Here is a 23,736-nt window from a genome sequence, read left to right as displayed (position 1 = left end):
CTATGCGCCTGACTTCACTGGATGTTTTTCGTGGCATTACCATTGCTGGAATGATTCTCGTCAATATGGCGGGTGTCGCAGATGATGTATATTCTCCCTTAGCCCACGCCAATTGGCACGGCTGCACGCCAACGGACTTGGTATTTCCCTTCTTTCTCTTCATTATCGGTGTAGCAATGACTTTCTCGCTGTCAAAATACACCGAAGGCAATAAACCAACCTCAGCTGTTTACTGGCGGATATTGCGCCGCGCCGCTATTCTCTTTGCCTTGGGATTGCTACTAAATGGCTTTTGGAATCAGGGTATTTGGACTTTTGATTTGAATAGTATCCGCATTATGGGAGTGTTGCAGCGCATCAGCCTTACTTATCTGCTGGCTTCCCTAGCTGTTCTCAACCTTCCGTGCAAAGGTCAATGGATACTAGCAGCAGTGCTACTCATTGGCTACTGGCTAACGATGATGTATGTAACAGTGCCAGAATATGGTGCGGGAGTTTTGACGCGAGAAGGTAATTTCGGTGCTTATGTTGACCGCCTGATTATTCCCAATGCACATTTATATAAAGGTGATGGTTTCAACTTTATGGGAGATCCAGAAGGACTTTTCAGTACTATTCCCGCCATAGTAAGCGTCCTCGCTGGCTACTTTACTGGTCAATGGATACGCAGTCAACCTGTACAGTCACGTACAAGTATCGGTTTAGGATTATTTGGAGTCGGTTGCTTAATTATCGGTTGGGCGTGGGGGTGGACATTCCCTATTAACAAAAAGCTGTGGACAAGTTCTTATGTAGTATTTACAACAGGTTGGGCGTTACTATTGCTAGCAGCTTGTTATGAACTCATCGAAGTACGGCTGATGCGTCGCTGGAGTAAACCTTTTGAAATTATGGGCTTAAATGCGATCGTTCTTTTCGTTGCATCAGTTTTGTTGATTAAAATTTTAGTCAAAACCACTATTGGCACTGGTAAAGACGCTGCCAGTACCTACAATTGGATTTACCAGAATTTTTTCGCATCTTGGGCGGGTGTGCTGAATGGTTCCCTGTTATTTGCCTTAGTCACCGTGTTGTTGTGGTGGGCTGTTGGTTTTCTGATGTATCGGCAACGCTGGTTTCTGAAAGTATAGCTACGGCTATATAAAAAAGATTTTTGTTGTTATTTACGTTTTCATATTTTCAATGTTACAACAGGTGTCAAGTGATAGATTTGTAACACTTTAGGAACAAAGGCAATTGCAACTTTATCAATATTATTGGCGCGTTAATCTGCGCTTTCTTTAGCAAACTTACTTAAGTCCTGATATCGTTTCTAACGGCAGAAGTGTCTACAGACTTATCTGTGCGTTGAAAATTCTTATTTCTTCTAATTCACTAAATTAATCCATAGAAAAATTGTGAGGTAATCGATGCGTCGCTTGAATTTTTGGGTATTTTTGCCAATTACCTTGATATTGGGCTGCTCAAATCAACTGCTTCAATCTAACCCGTCTGTAGCCAACTCTAACCCAGCAGTACAAACTAGTCCAACTTTATTAGCAAAGGCGAGTTACCTTTCACCGTTGGAACAACAGGTAATTGTTGAAACAAATAAGGTAAGAACAAATCCTAAAGCATACCTTCCAATTCTGGAAAACTATAGAAAGCGCTTTGAGGGGAACCGAGTCAAAATTTCTAATAATACTTATCTGCGAACTCAAGAAGGAGTCAAAGCAGTTGATGAAGCGATCGCATTTATCAAATCAGCACGTCCTGTAGGAGCCTTGAGTGCATCTAAGGGTATGTCTTTAGGAGCAAAAGACCACGTAAAAGACCAAGGCTCAAAAGGTGCTATAGGTCATGATGGTAGCGATGGTAGCAACCCTTTTAGTCGCATCAACCGCTATGGTAAATGGCAAACAACCGCAGGTGAAAATATCAGTTATGGGCCAAACAGCGCTCAAGATATCGTCATGCAGTTAATTATTGATGATGGTGTGCGCGATCGCGGCCATCGAAAAAACATTTTTAACGGTGCTTTTAAAGTCTCTGGTGTTGCTTATGGAACTCATAAATCATATAGAACAATCTGTGTGATTGACTACGCTGGAGGGTATAGGGAAAAATAATTTGAGGAAATTGAGAGAAATATAGCTGGCGATTAGAAATCGCGGCTATACAAACCTAGACGCTTTGCGGCTACTCTTACGAGAACGCTTTCAGCGAACCCGCAGGGTAGTCCGCCTGCGCTGACTCAAAGAATTTGAAACCCGCCTAAGCGGGTTTTGTCTGTGTAAATGCAGTTTCTAACTGCTGAGCTATTCTCCGGCAAACCAAGCACCATGAAACCCATAAGGCACTCGTTGGGGAATTATCACCCGCGCTACAGGTTTAGCCATCACATCTTGGGCATTCACCACTACTAATTCTGAAGTGTTTGAATTCTCATCGTGGACGAAAGTCATCAGCCAACCATCATCCTCAGCCGTTGCACCAGGACGCGGCGCAAATACAGCTTCACCGCTATAGCGCCCCTGTCCAAATTCATGTATTTGGGATTTTCCATTGCTGAAGTCGTATTTGATGATACCTTCAAATAAAGGTACGGGACTGTTTGCCGCTTTGTTAGTGTAGCCATATCGGTTTTGTCGCCCCAATCGGTTTTCGTTGACGCGGGGAAATTCCGAAGCTACATCATCCAACATCTCTTCACGCACTGACCCTGTGCTGAGGTTAAATCGCCAACGATGCAGACGGGGAATATTTGCGTCTGGGTCGGGTTGCGAATCATCAGAACTCAAAACACTTGTAGAACTCATGCGACAGGCAATCAGCACTACTTCGTCTCCCTCTTCGTAAGCGTTGAGAGTATGGAAGACGTAGCAAGCAGGACTTTCAAACCAGCGGATATTACTGTTGTCACCGTGACGTGGTACAATGCCGAAGCGACTGGGGCGATCGCGCTCAAATGCCACTAAAGGTTCTCCCCGTTGCGATCGCTCAGGGTTAAAAGTCAGCGGCAAATCCATGAAAATCGTGTAGTTTTCAGTGATGGCAAAATCGTGCATCATCACCCCTATTGGCAGTTCAATTGGCACTGTTCGCAACAGTTCGCCTTGTGCTGAGACCACACTATATTGCAGATACGGTGGCGCAAACAGAGAATAGCCAAAGAAGATCATTTCCCCTGTAACGGGGTCTACCTTGGGATGGGCTGTGAAGGCAGAAACCAGCTTGCCATTGTAGCTATACTCGCCAATGGTTTCTAATTCAGGCAGTTTAATAGCGTGAGGTTTACCCCCCTCGTTCAGCGCCAACATCTGACCAGCGTGCTGTACTAAAGCAGTATTGGCAGTATTTTTGTAGCGACCGTGGGGGTTATCCATTTGTGGTGGTTCTAACAACCCAGTCCAGATAGCTTTACCCGCTTCTCGTTCTTTTTTCCATCCAACTGTCTGGACGTAGCGGTTACGATAAGTGGCTATGCCGTTGCTAATTTGCACACCATGCAACATCCCATCTCCATCAAACCAGTGATATTGACCGATAGGTGTCCATTGAGGGTTAGGGCCATTCCGCACAAACATCCCTGATAGATCAAGCGGTAATTCACCGATGACTGGCAATTTGTCGGTGGTGATTTCTTTATGGACTGGAGCAAAATTGCCATCGAGATAGGGATTGATTGCTATTGTTACCATTGTCTTGATTTCAGTGTATATTTGTACTATACATTCCAGCTTGTTATCATGCCCACATGTAAATTTTGAGGGCGTTGTGGAATTTTTGCAATCGATCTACAAATTCAATTTTTTCTCTAGTACAGCATGGCGTAAATAAACATACCATTTCAAATGGCGCAAGAGCTTGGAATACAATTATGCGTGACTTTTGACTTTTGACTTCCGCCTTCCGCCTTGCGGTACTAGCTGTTTAATTCGTTTGATTTGTAGGAGTTCCATTCATCTTCATAATAGGGTGTGCTAAAGCAGATATCTAAATATTTATTTAGCGATCGCTTCGGTACTTGCACGTATTAATACAAGGACATTATCTGCTAATCTAACTGCTATAAGTTATTTATTCTAACCGTTGACTTCTGTTTTAGTTTTCCTTTAAGAGTTAAACCAGTGCTGAAAGCACCAAAAGCTACTGTGCCATTATCGTTAATCGGGCCACCACCGACATCAAAGAAGTTTTTATTATCCCTATCGTTAACGATTGATGTAAAGGTAAAATTGCCAGCTTGTGCAGAGTTAACATCTATCGTTACTAGACTTAGGAAAGTAGCAGCTATAGCAGCTAAAATTTTTGGACAACTATTCATGTCAGTATTTACTAACTGCATCACTTTATTTTTGGCCAACTTACTTTTACCATCAAAGTAAAGATATAGTCTATATCCCGACAGGAATAAAACGGCGATGTCTTTAATATCGAGTCCGGCAGTATTTAAGGTACTTGCAGTTAAAAAAACATCCCATAGCAGGAGAGCAAGACCTTGCGCCCTGACGATGAGATAATTTGTTTTTTGCAAGTCCCTAAATTGATTTGCTTCAATCGATAACGAGAGATACTCAATCCTCAGCTTTTGTTGAATATACAGCAGTGCTACCATTTAATGACACTGCTTCTGCTAGTATTTTTTGATGCAGATTTGGTTTGATAAATTGCTCTGGGATCGTCTTAATCACGATATACAAAATTGGCACTACAAACAAACTCAAGAAAGTAGCGATTAACATCCTACCAAAAACTGCTGTTCCCAAAGATTGCCGACTTCCTACACCGACATGCGTGGCAGTAGCCAAGGGAAAAATTCCCAAGAGTGTAGAAAAAGCAGTCATCAAAATTGGGCGTAACCGCTCTTGTGAAGCCTCAATTACTGCTTTGGTCATCGAAAGCCCTTGGTGTCGCAATTGGTTAGCAAATTCCACAATCAAAATCGCGTTCTTACTAGCTAAACCGATCAACATTACTAGACCAATTTGACAGTAAACATCATTTGCAAAACCCCGCATTGATTGAGCAAGAAGCCCCTTGTCCCCTGTCCCTCTTCAGCTAAGGCTTCTGGCTACCAACTTCTTGTGTTTCAGGAGTAATGGGAGCGCCATTGGTTAAGTTAAGAATGCCGGAAACAACAATTTTGTCCCCTACTTTTAGTCCTTTGATAACTTGATAATTATTCCCCTCAATAACTCCTAATTTCACCGGTTTTTGTTGAGCTACTAAAGCTGGCGCTCCAGGTTTAGACTTTTCCTGCGGCGCCTGCGCCACAAATACAAAAGTCTCTCCACCCAAGCGAGATACTGCTGTAACTGGAATTAAAATTCCTGGACGTTCGTTCCAGATCACTTTGGTTTGCACTGACTGAAGATTAACCAGTCGATTTCTCGAATTACCAAAGTTGGCTTTTACCAAAACTGTCTGCGAATCGGAACTAGCGTTTGGGGAGATAAAACTGATCCTACCCGTTGCGATGGGTTTATCTTGGACATCCAGCACTTGCACAGGTAAGCCCAAGCGCAACTTTCTGGCTTCGGCTACGGGAACAGAAATATTCAGTTCTAAAGAGTCGTTTCTGGTTAGTGTAGTGAGTTGATCTGCTTTTTCCACATAATCTCCCACTTTTGCGGGAATATCACCAACAATGCCAGTGAAAGGTGCCAAAACTTTTGTGTATTGCAGTTGGACTTGGGCAGCTTGAACTTGGGCAGCTGCTTGAGTTACTTGCGATCGCGCTTGGGCAATTTCTTCTGGACGAGAACCATTTTCTAGTTGTCTTAAGTTTTGTTTCTGTTGTTCCAAAGCACCACCTAGCTCATTAATACTAGATTTTCTGCTTTGGCGGAGTTGATCTAGGCGTTTTTGGGCTACGACCAGGGCAGCTTCAGCGCTTTGCTGTTCTTTGACATATCCTTCTAAGGTATCTTGGGAAACTGCGCCCTCTTTTCTCAATTGTGCATATCGTTTGGCGCGTGACTGTGCTAGTTCCACATCGGATTTAGCTGACTGAATTTGAGCCTCAGCCTGAGCAATTTCTTCTGGTTGCGATCCCGATTGAGCATCTCTAAAGCGAGCTTGGGCTTGGGCTAACTGCGCTCTAGCTTGGGCAACTTCTTCTTGTCGCGTACCTGCAACGAGTTCAGCAAGACGTGCCTGGGCTTGTTGCAGTGAGCCTCTAGCTTGTAACAATTGAGCTTGGACATTATCACTTTGCAGACTAATAATGACTTGTCCTTGTTGAACGCGGTTGCCCTCTTGGATGAAAATCTCGGTAATTCGTCCTTCAACCTGTGGCTTGATGATTACTGAACGTGGAGCCTCTAAGGAGCCAATAAACTCCGAACTTTCTTGCACGGTTTCAGTTTTCACTGTCGCTAGCTTGACTGGAACTGCTCTAGGTTGACCAGCATTTGCTTCAGCACCACCTGGTGCATTGCTAGCATTACTAGTTTGCCACCAACGCCAACCAAAACCTACACCTGCAATTAATAAGATTATTCCTAACAGTAGGGGCCAACGACGTTTTTGAGGTTGCTTAGGCGATCGCTGTGGCAATTGTTGCGACTCTTGACTAGAATCAGTAACAGCGGGCTGTTCTGTTTCAATCGAAAGGGGAGAGTCAGGGAACTCAGAATGGGACATCTTGGTTTTCTCGTCTTGTGGATTTAGACTTGGGCAATCTACTCTTCGCTAAAAAAGCATTATTTTGATTTGAATAGTTTTTTAGCCCTTTTTTCTCTATGTTGGTAAAAAATATGTCTGGGTATTTGGGCGATCGCTCACGATGTCTAGCACCTAAAATGAACCAATTTTGTTCAGCACATTATGGTTGATTTGTACATTACTTAACTCCGTTCAATTTCTTAAAGTGTAATTTATAATTTTTTGCTAACCAGTATAAACACAGTGCTTTATCTCAGAGAGAAAGCATGGTTCTGTGCCTGTAAAGCGATCGCTTCGGTAATCAGAGCAAGTTAGTAGTTGCTCTTTAGTTCTGGAAATGACGAAATCAATTTACCTCATTGACCCCAGCAACACGAGTAATTTCTCGTGTTGTCGCTGTGGTTAAACCTGCTGTTGCAAATACCTTAGTTGCTAACTAGATCAAGGGTGCATGAGTTTGTGCCGTCTTTGATGCTAAGTTTTCTATAAGTGTTTGCAAGCGCTTGCTTGCATTATAACCAGATAGCAGACAAGATTAGTATTAGTTACAGATGAGTTTATCGCTCTTGAGTAGCACTGAATACTGATCTTAAGGAAGAAAAGAGTCTGGAGCTATGCCAACTCTTGGAGACACTTCTCTACGAACGCGAATAGCGTGTCGGAGACAGAGGCTCCGCCAACGCGTGGCTTGCTTCCCTGTACGGGTACGGTGGGCTACGCCTACGCTGATTAATTCAGCTCTATTAATCATCAAGTTATCCTCACCAAGAACGACGTGCAATCAATCAGTATTCTCTAGATTCCTATTTTTGACCAGTCTCAACTTCCTACAGTTAGTTCACCCGATCGGTTGATCTTTAACTCACCCGAATGGGTGATTTAATTTATCCCAATCAGGGTTTTATCTATGTAGCCAACGAGTGAGAAATCCTCAATCCCCTTCAACCATCCACCTATCCATTACCCGGATCTTTCTTAACAAAAGTGAGAGCGATCGCTCACGTTTTTTCTAACCCTGATTCGTTCGTCGTTTATTCTCAATAAAAATGTATTTTTAGCGAGAATAATAAGGGGAAATTTGTCAAGTATGCTTAACACCTCAGTCTTCAAGATGCTTGCAAAATCTGGGTTTCAACATTGTAAAGAAAGATGTGACTAATGCATAGAACCATCCACAACTGATTTCTTAGAATCGAATTTTGGTAAAATACCTACAGTTGATTTTCGGTTGGTAACAATATGAGAAAAAAGCCACTCATACCGATCGAGAGCTTGCTCTAAGGAATAGTTTTCTTCGGCAAATTGTCTTCCTGTGTTACCTAGCTTCGTCCCTAGAGCCGGATTAGCATATAAATCATGCACCGCAGCAGCCATTGCCTGGGGCGATTCTGGTTCAACAACTATCCCACCACCACTGAGTTCGATCGCTTTAGCAGCAGTACCAGTGGCGGGAACTGAACCCACAATTGGGCGACCACTCGCCAACAACAGTGGTATTTTTGAAGGCATATTGAACGAAATCACATTGTGCTTTTGCACAATTAGCCCGACATCAGATGCTGCTAGCATTTCAGGTAGTTTTTCTCGCGGCTGTAACGGTAGTAGCAAAACATTATCTGCTCCATTTGATAGACAATATTCCTGCAACCTTTGCAATGCTCTTGATTCGCCAACAATGACAAAGACAATATCTTTGATATGACGTAAACAAACGGCTGCTTCTATTACTGTCTCTAAACCTTGCGTTAGAGCAATGTTGCCTGAATAAAGTACTACAAATTTCCCATCTAGTTGATGGTTAGAGATCCAAGAGTTGCTCTGTTTCGGTAACGGGCGAATGAAATTTACATTTACCCAATTGGGAATACAAACGATTTTATTAACAGGGACTCCCTTATTTACTAAATTCTCACGAAATCCATCAGCGATCACACTAATAGTGTGTGCAGTCCGATATGCAAATTTCTCTAAAGCTGCAAGAGTTCGGATCATCCACTTGTTTTTTAATAACCCGATACGCACAGCAGCTTCTGGTAAAATATCTTGCACATTTAGAACTACTGGGCAGTTGTATAACCAGCCCAATGTTGTTGCTGGTAACGTACCTAGTAGCGGCGGTACTGTTAAGATAATCACATCAGGTCGCCCACCTTTAAAGGCTTGGGGTAAGCTTGTGAAAACAAAGCTCAACTCCAGTAACAGCCGATCCACGAGGTTAGGTTTAGACTTAATTCGGACGTAACTTCGTTGAATAGTGACGCCATTTTTTTGTTCAGTAAGATACCATTTATTCTGATACCCATCGTAAATTTCGCGCTGAGGATAGTTGGGCATTCCCGTAATCACTCGCACTTTATGACCTCGCTTTACTAGTCCTTCTGCCAATTCAGTCATTAACGGAGCAATTCCAATTGGCTCTGGATGATAGTTGTAGGAATAAATCAGAATATGCATGAACTATTTGTGAATTTTGTGAAGATAGCATGAGACGATCGGATTACTTATTAATAGCCAGTGGGGGCTGCTATTTTTATTGCTTACAACGTTTTCTTTTGCATGAAGCATAAAGCTATAGGTTTAGAGGCAGAAGGCAGAGGTAGAAACTGTTTATATCTAATTTGTATCTCTGCATTTTATTACCTTATTTATTTACAAATGCTGTATTTTGACTGGTAAAATTGTTTGATTAAAAAAAATGTGTTAAACATTGGTTATAAATTTTCTTTGTGGTTTTCAAAAGAGAATTCTTGTACGGCATAAAACACTTAAAAATCAATATATGACTTTGTATAAACAAGTTAGGCTATTGATAAATATAGACTTTATTTTTTGGCGATTATGACAATAGTTGGTCTGTTTATTTCCGAACTAATGCTTAAATTTACACTTGGGGAATTGTAACATTATATTCACTGTTATGCATATAACCCTCATTCCGCCTTTTCAACTGGCACATGAAATATTTTTAACCAAGTCATCAGTATTGTATTCATTGAGGAGAATCCTACTTTTTAAGTAGTTCAAAGGCGCTGACCAAAACAGTGTTGAGTGCTGAGTAATAAATGCTGAGGTAAAAGTAAAATTAATTTCGCTCATATTTCTAATGAGATTATATTGATAACCCTACTAGTTAACTGAACTAGTAGGGCTAGAATAGAGATTCAGTAAATTTGGCAAGCTCTGACTAGAAAGCCCTAATTTCTAGTAAAAGGCTTGCTTTTTCTTTAAAGTTGAAGCTACACCCAACCCGGCAAATGCTAGCAAACCCAAGAGACAAGCAGGCTCAGGAACTTTGGATACTTGAATAGAGCCAGAATTTTGATCTAGTGTTGTTGACGTTCCTTGTTGATCGACATCCTGACGTAAGAACAAAGAGTCGCCAACCGTTCCCTGGAAGAAATATTCTCCAATCACACCTGTCCCTCCTGCGACATCAAAGGGGCCAAATAATGTTTGAGTGGAAGTATTAAAGTTGAAAGCAAAGAAGCTAGATTCTGACACTCCACCACTAACGGTGTTATAGGTTCCCAGAAGATTTTTAGATGGGTCTAAGAAGGAGACATTCAAGGATTGTAAAAAGTTGGTGGCTCCACTACTAGCTTCTGAAATGATTGTTGGTGCTGTAGTTTCGTCGTAGCTGAATGAACCTATTGCTGAGTAACCAGCATTACCTTGCCAGTTAAAGTTTAATTCAATAGCTTGGGCTGGGTTGTTAGCACCAGCAGCGATCGCAACACTAGTTGCTGCGATCGCGGTGATTTTGGCGAAAATATTTTTCATGGTCATAACTCCAAAATTGATTGTCATGATGCATATATCAATGCATCAATCAACACTAAGCTTACGATAGAAATATATACCAGTAAATACCGCATAAAATCCGGTATCTAATGTAATGAATCTATGAAGAGAAGCACTTGTTTTATAAAGTTTTGCATAAAATGTCAAGTCTATAGCGATGTCTTACGACAAGCCGCCTATGCAATCCACTCTGGCTTAACTTCCATTCCTCATTTATCGAGTTACTCTGAGGGATCTTGCAACAGTAGGGGTTTAATCCCCGTCTGTTTGCATAGGGTGCCGCAGACAAAATGTCTTTAATATTGAATTTTGAATTGTTAACTATGGGGTTTTCCTTTTATTCTCTTCAATGACCGATTCAGCTAAAAATCACGAGCGATCGCCTGAGAATAACTGATAAAGTTGAGCTACGCAAAGTTGAAAACAGTGTCCTATGCCTGGGTTTCTATTAGAAGTTGGTACAGAAGAACTACCTGCAAGTTTTCTCAGTGATGCTTTAGTGCAATGGCAGGAACGCATTCCCCAAAGCCTGGAAGCAAACAGCCTCAAGGGCGAAAGTGTCCAGATATACGGTACTCCCCGGCGGTTGGCGGTATTGATTAAAGGGCTACCATCGCAGCAACAAGATCGAGAAGAAGAAATTAAAGGCCCCCCCGCCCAAGCCGCCTTTAAAGATGGTCAGCCGACAGCAGCAGCAGCAGGCTTTGCCAAAAAGCAAAGTGTGGAACTGGATGCGCTGTCTGTTCGCCCCACTGACAAAGGGGAATTTGTATTTGTGCAAAAAAGAATTCCCGGTCGTCCTGTGGCGGAAATTTTGACAGAACTTGTTCCCCAGTGGATTTGGGGTTTAGAAGGTAAGCGGTTGATGCGTTGGGGGAATGGGGATGCCAGGTTTTCCCGACCAATTCGTTGGCTGGTAGCTTTGTTAGATGAGACGGTGCTGCCTTTAGAATTAGTGAATGGTTCTAAAACGATTCAGAGCGATCGCATTTCCCAAGGTCATCGGGTTTTGCATTCTGAACCTGTGACAATTGCCCAAGCTACTGATTATGTTACCGCCCTCAAGTCTGCTTATGTCACCGTTGACCCAGAAGAACGGGCAAATCTGATTAAAGAGCAAGTAAATGCAGTCGCAGAGAATTTAGGCGGGTATACAGTAATTTACCCCGATTTGTTAGCGGAAGTAACCAACCTTGTAGAATATCCTTCCGCAGTTGTTGGTAAATTTGAACCAGAATTTTTAGAATTACCAACTGAGGTAATTACTGAAGTCATGGTTACTCATCAACGTTATTTTCCCGTATTCAAACCAGGGAGTTTTGAGCAAGAATTATTGCCCAATTTCATCACCATTTCTAACGGTGATCCTCAAAAATCAGATATTGTTGCCGTCGGGAATGAAAGAGTAATTCGTGCTAGATTAGCTGATGGCAGATTTTTTTACGAAGCTGATTTAACTAAGCGTTTAGAAAGCTTTTTACCCAAGTTAGAAAAAGTCACTTTTCAAGAAGAATTGGGTTCGGTACGTGCCAAGGTAGATAGAATAGTTAAAATTGCCGAGCAAATTAGCAGTCAATTAGAATTAGCGGAAAATCAAAGCCAAATAATCCAACGTGCTGCTTTATTATGTAAAGCAGATTTGGTGACCCAAATGGTGTATGAATTTCCCGAATTACAAGGCATTATGGGAGAAAAATATGCCTTAGCTAGTGGTGAAGATGCTGAAGTAGCCAAGGCAATTTATCAACATTATTTGCCAAAGGGAGCCGGTGATATTTTACCTGGAACACTCACGGGTAAAATCGTTGGTTTGGCAGATAGATTAGATACTTTAGTGAGTATCTTTGGTTTAGGCTTAATTCCTTCCGGTTCATCCGATCCCTTTGCCTTGCGCCGTGCTGCCAATGCTGTAGTTAAAATTGTTTGGTTTGATAATTTGCCGATAAATTTAGATGATTTATTAAAGCAAATAGCAACAGACTTTGCAGCAAAATATCAGAAAGATTGGGCATCATTAACCGCAGCATTACAAGAGTTTTTCTTGCAACGCATCCGCACTTTACTACAAGAAGAAAAACAGATTGATTACGATTTAGTAAATGCAGTTTTGGGAGAAAATGATCCAGAATACACAGAACGGACGTTAAAAGATTTATTGGATGTCCGCGATCGCGCCTTATACTTACAACAAATCCGCAACAACAGTACCTTAGATAACATCTACGAAACCGTTAACCGTTCCACACGATTAGCCGCCCAAGGTGATTTGGATACAAAACAACTAGAACCAACAACCGTAGTTCGTCAAGAATTATTCCAAAAGCCCTCTGAGATAGCTTTGTATAATGCACTAATCGAATCAGTACCGCTTTCCTGGGCAGCACAGCAGACACGAAATTATCAACTGTTAGTAGCAGCACTAGCAAAACTGGCTCCGGCAGTGAGTAACTTCTTTGATGGCCCAGATAGCGTTTTAGTTATGGACTCCGATCCAGAAGTCAAGCGTAATCGGTTACATCTGCTGGGATTAGTTCGCAACCATGCCCGTGTTTTAGCTGACTTCGGTGCGATCGTCAAAAATCTGTAGCGTAGGTCAACAAAAACTGGTGTAATTTTTGCCAAGAAACGCTAGTATAGGGAGTGCTTAACCAGGGACACTCTGCTGCAATCTATGTCCAAAGCTACTGTAATTGGATTGGGAAAGTCCGGTATTGCTGCGGCGAGATTGTTGAAACGGGAAGGTTGGGAGGTAGAGCTGAGTGATGGCAACACCTCCAAAACCCTCCTAGAACAACAACAAGAACTCGCTGCCGAGCAAATAACCGTTAAACTAGGACAATCCCTAGAATTGAATGGTGCTAATTTACCCCAATTAATAATCGTTAGTCCTGGCGTGCCTTGGGATATTCCCGTATTAATTAAGGCACGCCAATTAGGTATTGAAACCATTGGGGAAATAGAACTTGCTTGGCGAAATTTACAATCGCTACCTTGGGTAGGAATTACTGGCACTAACGGCAAAACTACTACCACAGCTTTAATTGCTGCCATTTTCCAAGCAGCAGAATTAAACGCACCCGCCTGCGGTAACATTGGCTACGCCGCTTGTGAAGTTGCCCTATCTTGGAGGGGGAGAGGAGATAGGGGAGATAAGGTAGATAAGGGAGATAAGGGAGAAAATTTTACTTCCTCATCGTCCTCATCCCCCTCATCCTCTTCACTCGATTGGGTAATTGCGGAAGTTAGCAGCTATCAAATAGAATCTTCGAGTTCTCTTGCTCCCCGGATCGGAGTTTGGACGACTTTCACACCGGATCACCTCAGTCGCCATCAGACTTTAGAGAACTATTACAACATTAAAGCCAAATTATTACGTCAGTCTGAGTTGCAAGTATTCAATGGCGATGATGCCTACTTGAGCCAGCTTGGTTTAAGTGCTTGGCCTGATGCCTATTGGACAAGTGTCAGAGGAAAAGATTTTCTGATTAGCGAAAAAGGCTTTTACATTGAAGACGGTTGGGTTGTGGAAAAATTGACTGCAACCTCTGCACCAGAACCGATTGTGAAGGTATCTACCTTGCGAATGGTGGGAGAACATAACCAGCAAAATCTTTTGATGGCAGTAGCAACAGCAAGATTAGCGGGAATTAATCGTGATGCGATCGCACTTGCAATTCGGGAATTTCCTGGCGTTGCCCATCGTTTGGAGCATATCTGCACATGGGAAGATATTGATTTCATTAACGACAGCAAAGCCACCAACTATGATGCGGCTGAAGTAGGTTTAGCATCTGTTAACAGTCCAGCAATTTTAATTGCTGGTGGAGAAGCCAAACCAGGGGATGATTCTGGCTGGCTAGCACAAATTCAAACCAAAGCTGCTGCTGTGTTATTGATTGGCTCTGCTGCACCCGCATTTGCCAAACGTCTCCGAGAGGTGGGGTATCATACCTACCATATTGTGGAAACTATGGAAAGGGCAGTTCCCAAGTCGGCAGAATTAGCCAAGCAGTATCAAGCGCCTGTAGTATTGCTATCTCCAGCTTGTGCGAGTTTCGACCAGTACCCAAATTTTGAGGTGCGGGGCGATCGTTTCCGTCATCTATGTCTTGCTTGGGCAGGAGGTTGGAAACCCGCCAGAGTAGAACTTCCAGAACTTGAAAACTCTAGTCAAGAGTCCATAGTTCAAAGTCGATAAGCATTGTTTGTCAACAAGTTCGTAGTAAGCACTTTAGTCTTTATTTTCTAAGTACTAAAGTCCTTACTACAAACTCTCAAAACTAACTTGACAAAATACTAGAAGGATTATTTGGTACTAATTTAGTAGTTTTCTATAATTATATTTTGCTGTAGTTTGCAACTTCAACTTCATGAGCAATGCTTGTAGGTTTAGGAATAGGTAAACCATCTTCTAGCATTCCTTCAATATGAAATTCAATAGCTTCTGCAATCATTTGCTTAACTTCTTCTAAGGTTTTACCCACAGCTACACAACCTGGTAAATCAGGGACATAAGTGCCGTAGCTAGTTCCTCCCTTTTCAATCACAACTGTATAACGCATCAGTCTTCCTCCAATTGAGCTTGTCTCCAGATATTTTTCAGAGTACTGGTACATCTACATTTGGCTTACTAGGCACTGTTACAGTACCAGGTTTATCAGGATGTTTGAACTGTCGATGACTACCTTTAGTTCTAGCAAGATACCAACCATCAGCTTCTAGTCGTTTGATCACTTCGCGTACTTTCATGCTACTACTTATCTGTACAGTTAAAATTTATGTTACAGATAGAGTGCCTTATTAAGAAAGCAAAGTAAACGCAATTCTATCCCTCATTTTGTCGTGGTTTTCAGTATTACTACCCAACATATCAATCAACCAATAGGGCGATTTCCGGGATTGACTGCATGAATATATTCACTACCCGATCGCGGTCTTCCTCGTTTATAATAAGCCTCTTCTGGTTTACCCCACCCTAGCTGCAAAATCATTTCCAAAAAGCTAGAATTTTCCCACTTGCACAAACTTGCCCACTCTGTTCTTTGAACAATTCTTTCTACATCTGATGTGACAATTTGTTGGTGTTGTTTACTATTATTAAAACTCAAGTATAAATCCATCCCTATAGTGACATCATACCAAAATTCTACGATGGAATTTTTAGCGGCTTTTAATATCTCTAAGTCACCATTGAGGGCAATTAACTCACTATCTATTTCGGGATAGTGCAAGTTTTTTCCTTTAACTGTCACTTCCCGCCAAATAATACCGGAAACTCGATTTTCTTTCTGATAATCATGAATTGCAGTTTTGAAATCTTGATACGCAGTAAACTGTTGCAATCCATCAGTGCTGATAAACTGGTCAATTACAGGATTGCCAGAGACTTTTATTTCTAACTTTAAGCGTTTTCCTTTGAGGCAAGCTTGGCGTTCGGCTGCCAAAATTTGAATTAGTTCCTGGGTGGTGTAAACCTTTGACATCAGAATACACTTTAGTTAATTATTGGGCAATGGGGATTGATTACGGACTATAGACTATGGATTAATTTCCTCAATTGTGAATCCAGATATTTCAATATTATGCTTTGACATCGGTAGCAATGTAGTAACAGATATAACTAAAAATTAGGGCAGACCAATTTGGTCTACCCCATAAGTTACTTAGCTAACTCACTACTAAACTCGTTAAAAGCTCGCCGCTTTAGCTGTGTTGTCTCAGTGCGTGGTAATAAATCAAAGATTTTACGAAATTGATCATCTATCTCTTCAAAAGGTACTTGACCCTTTTTATTCAAAACTACCTCACCTGATTTATTAAACACAACGACTTGAGGAACACCCCCAGAATAGTAATATCCTACTTCTGTAGGGTCATAGGTTTGTTTCGGCGGGATAGTATCTACATTTATCGGGATAATTTCTGCGACTCGACCATAGAATTCCTGTACCCGTGAAATGGAAATGGCATATCTTTTGGACTCGCTGCTGTCATCTACGTAAAAAGCCAAAAATACGGGTTTATGTTCCGCTAAAGACTGTGCGAGTGTCTGTTTGGGAGGAACCAATGAACCATTGCCAGCATAAACGACAAAGATGTTGCCATCATATAAATCATTATTAAGACCAGCAGATGCAGGTTGCATACTTATAATGAAAAGACTTACAAGCAACAACAGGCATTTGGACAACCACCTTCGCCAGCTAGTAATTTGTTTATGTAAAAAAAGAAACTTTGTGCTATTCATCAAAAGGAACCTTGCAAGCTACTACTTGTCGTGAGTTTGTGCTGAATTCGGCCAACTGGGCTGGATATGTAATTACGCCCACGCACTATTTTTTAAGATAACGCCTACTGAGATTATCTCTCGCAAGTGGCTGGTATCGCTACGCGCAAGTCAAAACAGAGGTAAAGTAGCGCAACAATCCAAAATTCAAAATTGCGATGACTGGCTTTTTCAGCCAGGATTCGCTAAACTCACAAGATTAAATTTGCACTTTTAATTAGCAACCGCCAGAAGACTAGGGTAGAGATGTGGGAAACAAAATACAATTCATAGATAGGCTGCGATTGGGTTTCGCGGTGTCAGTGGCAAAAAGTGTGACGTTTATTGTGCGAGCGCTCCGTCTGGGTGCTGCTAGTGTATTACCAGGCTCGATTGCTCGTCGCATTGAACCCCGACTTTTACAATTATTGAGTCAGCAAGTTAAAAACGGAGTGATTTTAATTGCTGGTACTAACGGCAAAACCACTACAGCACTGCTTTTATCCACGATACTAGAACGCAAGGGTTTTCGCGTCACTCATAATTCTACAGGTGCAAATCTGGAAAATGGCTTAATGACGGCGCTGTTGGAAAGCACCAACTTACTAGGCACGCTAAATGCTGATTACGCCATTTTGGAAGTTGATGAAAATATTGTACCAAGAGTATTAACGCCACTCCAGCCGCGAATCATTCTTTGTTTAAACTTGTTCCGCGACCAACTAGATAGGTACGGCGAAGTAGACACAATTAGTAAACGTTGGACAAAAGTTATTTCTACACTACCAGCAGAAACGGTGGTAATTCCTAATGCTGATGACCCAACTTTATCTAACCTGGGTCAGCAGCTACGCCAACGGGTGTTATTCTTTGGTTTGAATGAACCAGAACATTATCTGGAAGCTATTCCTCACGCTGTTGATTCTATTTATTGTCCCAAATGTGGACATTCCCTAGATTATAAGGGTGTTTATTTGTCTCATTTGGGAGATTTTACTTGTCCCAAGTGTGGTTTTAGTAAAAGTAAACCGACTTTAGAAAGTAATGAATGGTCGCAAATTCTAGTTGGTTTGTACAACAAATATAATACTTTAGCTGCTGCAACTGCGGCTATTGAGTTAGGAGTTGATGAAGCAACAATTAGAGATACTATTAACAATTTCCAAGCTGCTTTTGGTCGGGCTGAAGATTTAGTAATTAATGGTAAACGAGTGCGAATATTGTTATCCAAAAATCCTGTAGGAACGAATGAAACCATTCGCGTAGTTACTCAAAGCACAGATAAAACCACACTGCTAGTATTGAACGATCGCACGCCCGATGGCACTGATGTATCCTGGATTTGGGACGTAGATACTGAGAAATTAGTCGAACGGGGAGGCACTTTAGTCGTGAGTGGCGATCGCGTCTATGATATGGCACTACGTCTACGTTACAGCCAAAAGTCACCTGAGAGTAACTTAAATTTAATTGTAGAAGAAGATTTGCGACAAGCGATCGCAACTGCATTAGAGCATACACCAGAGAATGAAACTTTGCATATTCTACCCACCTACTCAGCCATGCTAGAAGTACGAGAAGTTCTGACTGGTCGGAAAATTCTTTAAATTTTTCATTGGGCATTGGGTATTGGGAAAGAGGAGGCAGGAGGCAGAAGTTCTTTAATTTTGAATTTTGAATTTTGAATTTTGAATTGATTTCTCCCTCATCTCCCTCCATTCCCTACTCCCCATTCCCCATTCCCCATGCCCCATTCCCTATTCCCCATTCCCTAAATTTATGACTTCTCAAAATTTGGAATTAACAATTGGTTGGCTTTATCCGATGCTGATGAGTACTTATGGCGATCGCGGTAATGTCATTACTATAGAACGTCGCGCTCAATGGCGGGGATACGATGTTAAAGTGTTACCCTTAGATCAAAATTCCACTGCCGCAGATATTAAAACTGTAGATGTCATAGTTGGTGGTGGCGCACAAGACCGCCAGCAAGAGATTGTCATGCGTGATTTGCAAGGTGCGAAAGCTGATGCAATGCGCGAAAAAATCGAAAATGGAACACCGGGAGTATTTACTTGTGGTTCACCCCAATTACTGGGACATTATTATGAACCAGGCTTGGGACAACGAATTGATGGTTTGGGAATACTCGATTTAGTTTCTGTGCATCCTGGTGAAAATACTAAGCGCTGTATTGGCAACTTGGTAATTGAAGTGACAGCTTCACGTCTGGCGCGAGATTTAAAAGAGATGACGGGTAGCACACCATATTTGGTAGGCTTTGAAAATCACGGCGGACGTACCAAGTTGGGGAAAGTGGAAGCTTTAGGGCGAGTTGTGTACGGCTTGGGAAATAATGGTGAAGATGGGACAGAAGGAGCATTTTATCAGAATGCGATCGCTACTTATTCTCACGGTCCTTTGTTACCGAAAAATCCCTTTGTTGCCGATTGGTTAATTCAAACAGCGCTGCGGCTAAAGTATCAGCAGGAAATTACCTTAGAACCTTTTGACGATAGTCTCGCTGTAAAAGCACGAGAAGCGATGTTTAAGCGCTTGAAAGTGAATTTACCAAGTGCTGCTGCGACGACAGTTTAACTTCAGTTCGTTGATTAAGCCTCTCCTCGTGTTGTGGAGAGGTTTGAGAAAGGGTCAAATTTGACATAAAGCAGACGGCAAAATGACTCAAGCATTAGCCAAACAAGTAAAATTTCTACCAACTGGAGTTAAACAGTAAAGCAAAAAGTAATCATCAATTCTCCCACAGCATTGCGTTCGATGCGAAAGTCGCGGATTTAGAATTTACTTGCAGACCCCTTAATGGGAAGTTAATTTACTCAGAAATGTTAATCGAACTTTCAACTTGAGAAGTAGCCAATGTTGGTGCAGAGAAAATACGCGAGTACAGACTTGATGGTTGTTGATGAGCAACAACTGGTAGAACTTGACGCGCATGGGCGGCTAATTCTACTGCTTTCACATCATAAGTCTGCGTTGCTAATTTGGGATAAAACCCGATTCCAATGATTGGCAGTAGCAAACAAGCGGTAATAAATATTTCGCGGGGTTTGACATCAGATATTACAGCATCCAAGTGCAACTCTTTATTTTGCTCCCCGTAGAACACTTGACGCAGCATCGACAGTAAATAAATCGGTGTCAAAATCACGCCAACTGCTGACAGCAGCACGACTACAACTTTGAAGCTGGAACTGTAAACATCACTGCTGGCGATACCCAGAAACACCATCAACTCACCTACAAAACCACTCATTCCGGGTAAAGCAAGAGAAGCCATTGAACCAATGGTAAATAGAGCAAAGGTTTTGGGCATTACCTTAGCCATACCGCCCATTTTATCCATCATCAAGGTGTGGGTGCGATCGTAAGTCACGCCAGACAGGAAGAACAAGCTAGCAGCAATCAAGCCGTGAGAAACCATCTGTAGCACTGCACCGCTGATACCCAGCTCTGTGTAAGAGGCAATCCCAATCAGCACAAACCCCATGTGGGCAATTGAAGAGTAAGCCAAGCGGCGTTTGAGATTGGTTTGAGCAAAGGCACAGCAAGCACCGTAGACAATGTTAACCACACCCAAAACTGCTAACACTGGAGCAAAAGTCACATGGGCATTGGGCAACATTTCCACATTGAAGCGGATCAGAGCATAACCACCCATTTTTAACAACACACCAGCCAAAATCATCGAACCGGGTGCTGATGCTTCACCGTGGGCATCAGGTAGCCAAGTGTGTAAAGGGAAAATCGGTAACTTTACACCGAAGGCAATTAAGAAACCTGCATAAACCAACAATTCTAAGGTTTTGGGATATTCTTTCATTCCTAGAGTTGCCATATCGAAAGTGACGGTATCTCCAGAGAAGACAAGTGCAAAACCGGCAATCAAGATAAATATTGATGCAGCGGCGGTGTAAAGAATGAATTTGGTAGCGGCATAACGGCGGTTTTGTCCTCCCCAAATGGAAATCAGCAGGTAAACCGGCACTAACTCGATTTCCCACATCAGGAAGAATAACAGCAAATCTTGGGCAACAAATACGCCAAGCTGGGCGCTGTACATCGCTAACATCAAACCATAAAATAATCGCGGCTTGGTGTTAACTTTCCAAGCCGCGAATATTGCGAGGGTATTTATTAAGCCTGTCAGAAGCAGCAAGGGCATCGATAAACCATCAACCCCCACAGCCCAATGCAAACCTAACTGCGGTATCCAAGGATAGTTTTCTATAAGTTGGAGTCTTGAACTCTGGAAGTCGTACTTATACCAAAAGGTATAAATCATCAGTGCAAAATCGGCAAAAGCAACTCCCAGACCATACCAGCGGACAGTTCTACCTTCCTTGTCTGGGATTAGGGGGATGGCTAAGGTAGCCACCAAGGGTAAGAGGATTATGGCTGTTAGCCAGGGAAATTCAATAGCATTCATCACTTCTGACAATCAATTTGCCTTATCACTTTTGATTTCATTATATTAAGGAATTAATACTTTTGTAAATATTCTTTAACTCTAGAATATTAAATTTTTGACAGAGATAAGAACATATACTCATTGAATGTCAAATTTTCAGAATAAATAAGAATAAATACTTATCGAGTTTTGACGATTCCATTCTAAATGTAAACTTTTGCAACGTCAACAAAAAACGGCAGCTAAAGCCACCGTTACAATACAGTTACATTTTCTGCTTCAGCCCAATTGTCAGGGCTATTTAGTCTACGCTTCTAAGTTGAGTCATAGACTTAACCCCCAACCACTTCCCAACTAGCGTTGGACAGGGTGCTTTCATACATACAACGAGAAAAAAATAATAATGATTTGTATAGGGTGGAGAAAAATGGATAACTAACAAGTATGAATCTCGTCGAACAATTGCAGCAAGTCCCAGACTATAGACACATCCGGGGACGAAGACATGAATTATGGTTGGTATAAAAAATTAGTGAGATGGCGATCGTACAGCAATTAATATCCGAAGTCTACGATGGGCTACCTTATGCACTTTTATGTAAATTTTCTTGAGCTACCCAATAGCCAAAACTTTGTTTAATTACAAATCAAAATTAATTAATGCAACCTAATAACTATTTTTTAAGGTTTCTTCTAATGTAAAAGGAGATTCTTTAGGAAAGAAATTTATTTTAATCCCTGTTTCCTCGTAAGGATTCCGGTGGCAGAGTATTGACAAAGAGGACAGTTGAGGTGGAGTATCACAGATATGAACCAGAACCTGCCTCAAAATTTAGACCGAGAAAGCTTGACCCAGTTATCGAGACAAGAACTGGTAGAGATAATCATTGAGCAGAGCAAGGTAATACGTGAGTTACAGAAAATCATCAAAGAACTACAGCAAGAAATAGAGCGTTTAAAAGTCAGCAGAGATTTAGACAGTTCTAATTCGTCGAAACCACCATCTGGAGATATCCACAAAAAGAGCGAAAACAAAAAGGTACCCCCGCAAGAAGAATCAAATCAACCGAAAAAGAAACCAGGGGGACAGCCAGGACATCAAGGTAAGACTCGTAAAGGTTTTGGCAGAATAGATCGTTATGAAATTTTACGACCTACTGATTGTGTCTGTTGTGGACAAAAAGCATTTGCTCCTGCGGCAGTAAAAGTAGAAAAACGCTCTGTAGCGCAATTAGTGGAACGTCCCATTGAAGTAGTGGAGTATCAACGCCATACCTGTGTGTGTGAGTGCTGTGGGAATATACAAACTTCCCAGTGGCCAGAAGATATCATCCCAGGACAAGATTTAGGGGTGAAATTACAGGCGTTTTTAGGATTCCCGGTCTTCACAACCAAGCTATCAGCGAAGCTTTTGTTGACTTAATTGATGAAGCTTTTAGAAATTACGCTCAATGGTTTGAAACTCTCGATTCGGGCATTTACAACGATTGGGTCAAACAATTCAAATTCAAGTTGCAACAAACACTCGATGACTGGGTTGACTTAGCCTCAGCTACGGCAGGTAAGTTTTTACGTTCTTTGCGTGATAAAGCTTCCCAATGGTGGTATTTTCTTGACCATCCTGAAGTTCCTCCTGATAACAATCAAGCCGAACGTTCGCTTCGCTTGGCTGTCACAAAACGTAAGGTAAGTGGTGGTTCCCGTTCGATGGAGCGGTTTCAACACACTGCCAATTTGTTGACGGTGGTGCAGACTTGTCGCCGTCAGGGCAGATCTGTCATTGATTTTTTTGCACAAGCTCTAATTGCTGACTCTAATAATTTTCAGTCTTGCCCTTCATTACTTCCACAATATTAGACCTGAATCCTTACAATTCTTCTATAGTGAGTGAAGCATGGTAAATATCAGGTTCTATTTTATAGACTTCCAAAAAAGATGCGATCGCTTCATTAAGTTGCTTGATTGCTGCTTCTGGATTTATCCCTTGTCCTACCAGTCCATTTTCTAAGCATAAAGCAACCCAATAACCCGCACTCTTTCGCAAAACTGTTGTGTAGAAGTCCATAAATGTGTAGACGAGAAGAAACTTTATTCCGCATTCATTGCAAAATTTCATCAAACAAGGTGCTAATCTCAGAGGAATTAGACTTTAACAGTTTACAAATATCACACTTTTAGGTTAATTAAAAGGACAATACACCTTTGTTTACTCCCATATAGTAAGTTGATAAATCTAGTATCTATACTTGTAAGCAAATTTATAATATTATGTTAAGTTACACTTAAGCTAAAATTTCTACTTAGCTGTTTGTGAATTTTATCTCTCTCCAAAACTTTAGAATAAGGTATAAATGATGGAGACGATTCCAATCTTAGTGAGCTTGCCCGACAAAGACGAAGAAGTAAAAGGCATTTTTTCTCCTGATGCAGAAGTAATTTTACGCGATATTCCCACGGAACTGCTTCGAGATAACTTAAACAAGTTATGCCAAGGAGTAGACATCTCCAAAATAGTATATTTTGTGATAAAAGAACATCATGAGAAGTTTTTTAACACGAAAATATGAGTGACATACTGAATCACATTGAGGAG

General features: G+C 41.6%; 18 protein-coding genes and 2 pseudogenes. 8 read left to right on the top strand and 12 right to left on the bottom strand.

Annotated elements, in window-relative coordinates:
• The first annotated feature begins 2 nt into the window (after window positions 1-2).
• Entirely contained in the window at window positions 3-1,130 is a 1,128-nt protein-coding gene (locus HWQ40_RS18965; protein ID WP_292780365.1) for an acyltransferase family protein, read from the top strand.
• 279 nt (window positions 1,131-1,409) lie between these two features.
• Window positions 1,410-2,108, top strand: a complete 699-nt coding sequence (locus HWQ40_RS18960) for a CAP domain-containing protein (protein WP_292780363.1) — start codon at window positions 1,410-1,412, stop codon at window positions 2,106-2,108.
• 189 nt (window positions 2,109-2,297) lie between these two features.
• Here HWQ40_RS18960 and HWQ40_RS18955 read toward each other — a convergent pair whose 3' ends face one another.
• The 6 genes and pseudogenes from HWQ40_RS18955 to HWQ40_RS18930 form a co-directional block, all read right to left on the bottom strand.
• The gene (locus HWQ40_RS18955) at window positions 2,298-3,680 is read right to left on the bottom strand and encodes a carotenoid oxygenase family protein (RefSeq protein ID WP_292780362.1); all 1,383 of its coding nucleotides are present in this window, start codon (window positions 3,678-3,680) and stop codon (window positions 2,298-2,300) included.
• Window positions 3,681-4,048: 368 nt separating this feature from the next.
• Window positions 4,049-4,597 (bottom strand): hypothetical protein, encoded by a 549-nt coding sequence (locus tag HWQ40_RS18950; RefSeq protein ID WP_292780360.1) that lies wholly within the window; start codon window positions 4,595-4,597, stop codon window positions 4,049-4,051.
• Window positions 4,557-5,015, bottom strand: a pseudogene (locus HWQ40_RS18945) (efflux RND transporter permease subunit); the annotation flags it as partial. The pseudogene HWQ40_RS18945 and the gene HWQ40_RS18950, both read right to left, overlap by 41 nt.
• Window positions 5,016-5,040: 25 nt before the next feature.
• Complete coding sequence (locus HWQ40_RS18940) at window positions 5,041-6,627, bottom strand: efflux RND transporter periplasmic adaptor subunit (RefSeq protein ID WP_292780358.1); 1,587 nt, start codon at window positions 6,625-6,627, stop codon at window positions 5,041-5,043.
• Between the two features lie 1,176 nt (window positions 6,628-7,803).
• Window positions 7,804-9,102, bottom strand: coding sequence for a glycosyltransferase family 4 protein (locus tag HWQ40_RS18935; protein WP_292780355.1), 1,299 nt, complete (start codon window positions 9,100-9,102; stop codon window positions 7,804-7,806).
• A 747-nt stretch (window positions 9,103-9,849) separates the two neighbouring features.
• Window positions 9,850-10,428: a PEP-CTERM sorting domain-containing protein gene (locus HWQ40_RS18930; RefSeq protein WP_292780352.1), complete on the bottom strand. Its 579-nt coding sequence runs from the start codon at window positions 10,426-10,428 to the stop codon at window positions 9,850-9,852.
• Window positions 10,429-10,882: 454 nt separating this feature from the next.
• Between HWQ40_RS18930 and glyS the strand changes: the two genes are divergently transcribed.
• Complete coding sequence (gene glyS, locus HWQ40_RS18925; RefSeq protein ID WP_292780349.1) at window positions 10,883-13,036, top strand: glycine--tRNA ligase subunit beta; 2,154 nt, start codon at window positions 10,883-10,885, stop codon at window positions 13,034-13,036.
• 84 nt (window positions 13,037-13,120) lie between these two features.
• The gene (gene murD / locus HWQ40_RS18920; RefSeq protein ID WP_292780346.1) at window positions 13,121-14,647 is read left to right on the top strand and encodes a UDP-N-acetylmuramoyl-L-alanine--D-glutamate ligase; all 1,527 of its coding nucleotides are present in this window, start codon (window positions 13,121-13,123) and stop codon (window positions 14,645-14,647) included.
• Window positions 14,648-14,786: 139 nt separating this feature from the next.
• On the opposite strand, the gene HWQ40_RS18915 is transcribed toward murD, so the two are convergent.
• The 4 genes from HWQ40_RS18915 to HWQ40_RS18900 all read right to left on the bottom strand — a co-directional run bounded on the left by HWQ40_RS18915 (window position 14,787) and on the right by HWQ40_RS18900 (window position 16,696).
• Window positions 14,787-15,011: a type II toxin-antitoxin system HicB family antitoxin gene (locus tag HWQ40_RS18915; RefSeq protein ID WP_292780344.1), complete on the bottom strand. Its 225-nt coding sequence runs from the start codon at window positions 15,009-15,011 to the stop codon at window positions 14,787-14,789.
• A 37-nt stretch (window positions 15,012-15,048) separates the two neighbouring features.
• Window positions 15,049-15,198 carry a type II toxin-antitoxin system HicA family toxin gene (locus tag HWQ40_RS18910; RefSeq protein WP_334985354.1) on the bottom strand — a complete coding sequence of 50 codons (150 nt, stop codon included), beginning with the start codon at window positions 15,196-15,198 and terminating at the stop codon, window positions 15,049-15,051.
• Window positions 15,199-15,323: 125 nt separating this feature from the next.
• A complete protein-coding gene (locus HWQ40_RS18905; protein ID WP_292780342.1) occupies window positions 15,324-15,932 on the bottom strand; it encodes a hypothetical protein in 609 nt (202 codons plus the stop codon).
• A gap of 176 nt (window positions 15,933-16,108) precedes the next feature.
• Window positions 16,109-16,696: a thylakoid membrane photosystem I accumulation factor gene (locus tag HWQ40_RS18900; protein ID WP_292780339.1), complete on the bottom strand. Its 588-nt coding sequence runs from the start codon at window positions 16,694-16,696 to the stop codon at window positions 16,109-16,111.
• Window positions 16,697-16,983: 287 nt separating this feature from the next.
• On the opposite strand from HWQ40_RS18900, the gene HWQ40_RS18895 reads away from it, so the two are divergent.
• Complete coding sequence (locus tag HWQ40_RS18895; protein WP_292780336.1) at window positions 16,984-18,321, top strand: Mur ligase family protein; 1,338 nt, start codon at window positions 16,984-16,986, stop codon at window positions 18,319-18,321.
• Window positions 18,322-18,493: 172 nt separating this feature from the next.
• The gene (locus HWQ40_RS18890) at window positions 18,494-19,312 is read left to right on the top strand and encodes a type 1 glutamine amidotransferase (protein ID WP_292780334.1); all 819 of its coding nucleotides are present in this window, start codon (window positions 18,494-18,496) and stop codon (window positions 19,310-19,312) included.
• A gap of 235 nt (window positions 19,313-19,547) precedes the next feature.
• Here HWQ40_RS18890 and HWQ40_RS18885 read toward each other — a convergent pair whose 3' ends face one another.
• A complete protein-coding gene (locus HWQ40_RS18885; protein WP_292780332.1) occupies window positions 19,548-21,161 on the bottom strand; it encodes an NAD(P)H-quinone oxidoreductase subunit 4 in 1,614 nt (537 codons plus the stop codon).
• A gap of 790 nt (window positions 21,162-21,951) precedes the next feature.
• On the opposite strand from HWQ40_RS18885, the pseudogene HWQ40_RS18880 reads away from it, so the two are divergent.
• A pseudogene (locus tag HWQ40_RS18880) lies at window positions 21,952-23,000 on the top strand (transposase).
• A 10-nt stretch (window positions 23,001-23,010) separates the two neighbouring features.
• Here the strand turns inward: HWQ40_RS18880 and HWQ40_RS18875 are convergent.
• On the bottom strand, window positions 23,011-23,208 hold the full coding sequence (locus HWQ40_RS18875; protein WP_292780329.1) for a type II toxin-antitoxin system HicB family antitoxin: 198 nt from the start codon (window positions 23,206-23,208) through the stop codon (window positions 23,011-23,013).
• A gap of 286 nt (window positions 23,209-23,494) precedes the next feature.
• On the opposite strand from HWQ40_RS18875, the gene HWQ40_RS18870 reads away from it, so the two are divergent.
• On the top strand, window positions 23,495-23,710 hold the full coding sequence (locus tag HWQ40_RS18870) for a hypothetical protein (RefSeq protein WP_292780326.1): 216 nt from the start codon (window positions 23,495-23,497) through the stop codon (window positions 23,708-23,710).
• The last annotated feature ends 26 nt before the right edge of the window (window positions 23,711-23,736 follow it).

It is taken from the genome of Nostoc sp. NMS9 (genome assembly GCF_017114995.1).
Taxonomy (GTDB): Bacteria; Cyanobacteriota; Cyanobacteriia; order Cyanobacteriales; family Nostocaceae; genus Nostoc.
This window is presented reverse-complemented; position numbering and strand designations above follow the sequence as displayed.

Coding starts and splice junctions, on each gene's coding strand:
- HWQ40_RS18965 (WP_292780365.1), top strand. CDS start 3: ATGCGCCTGACTTCACTGGATGTTTTTCGTGGCATTACCATTGCTGGA.
- HWQ40_RS18960 (WP_292780363.1), top strand. CDS start 1,410: ATGCGTCGCTTGAATTTTTGGGTATTTTTGCCAATTACCTTGATATTG.
- HWQ40_RS18955 (WP_292780362.1), bottom strand. CDS start 3,680: ATGGTAACAATAGCAATCAATCCCTATCTCGATGGCAATTTTGCTCCA.
- HWQ40_RS18950 (WP_292780360.1), bottom strand. CDS start 4,597: ATGGTAGCACTGCTGTATATTCAACAAAAGCTGAGGATTGAGTATCTC.
- HWQ40_RS18940 (WP_292780358.1), bottom strand. CDS start 6,627: ATGTCCCATTCTGAGTTCCCTGACTCTCCCCTTTCGATTGAAACAGAA.
- HWQ40_RS18935 (WP_292780355.1), bottom strand. CDS start 9,102: ATGCATATTCTGATTTATTCCTACAACTATCATCCAGAGCCAATTGGA.
- HWQ40_RS18930 (WP_292780352.1), bottom strand. CDS start 10,428: ATGAAAAATATTTTCGCCAAAATCACCGCGATCGCAGCAACTAGTGTT.
- glyS (WP_292780349.1), top strand. CDS start 10,883: ATGCCTGGGTTTCTATTAGAAGTTGGTACAGAAGAACTACCTGCAAGT.
- murD (WP_292780346.1), top strand. CDS start 13,121: ATGTCCAAAGCTACTGTAATTGGATTGGGAAAGTCCGGTATTGCTGCG.
- HWQ40_RS18915 (WP_292780344.1), bottom strand. CDS start 15,011: ATGCGTTATACAGTTGTGATTGAAAAGGGAGGAACTAGCTACGGCACT.
- HWQ40_RS18910 (WP_334985354.1), bottom strand. CDS start 15,198: ATGAAAGTACGCGAAGTGATCAAACGACTAGAAGCTGATGGTTGGTAT.
- HWQ40_RS18905 (WP_292780342.1), bottom strand. CDS start 15,932: ATGTCAAAGGTTTACACCACCCAGGAACTAATTCAAATTTTGGCAGCC.
- HWQ40_RS18900 (WP_292780339.1), bottom strand. CDS start 16,696: ATGAATAGCACAAAGTTTCTTTTTTTACATAAACAAATTACTAGCTGG.
- HWQ40_RS18890 (WP_292780334.1), top strand. CDS start 18,494: ATGACTTCTCAAAATTTGGAATTAACAATTGGTTGGCTTTATCCGATG.
- HWQ40_RS18885 (WP_292780332.1), bottom strand. CDS start 21,161: ATGAATGCTATTGAATTTCCCTGGCTAACAGCCATAATCCTCTTACCC.
- HWQ40_RS18875 (WP_292780329.1), bottom strand. CDS start 23,208: ATGGACTTCTACACAACAGTTTTGCGAAAGAGTGCGGGTTATTGGGTT.
- HWQ40_RS18870 (WP_292780326.1), top strand. CDS start 23,495: ATGATGGAGACGATTCCAATCTTAGTGAGCTTGCCCGACAAAGACGAA.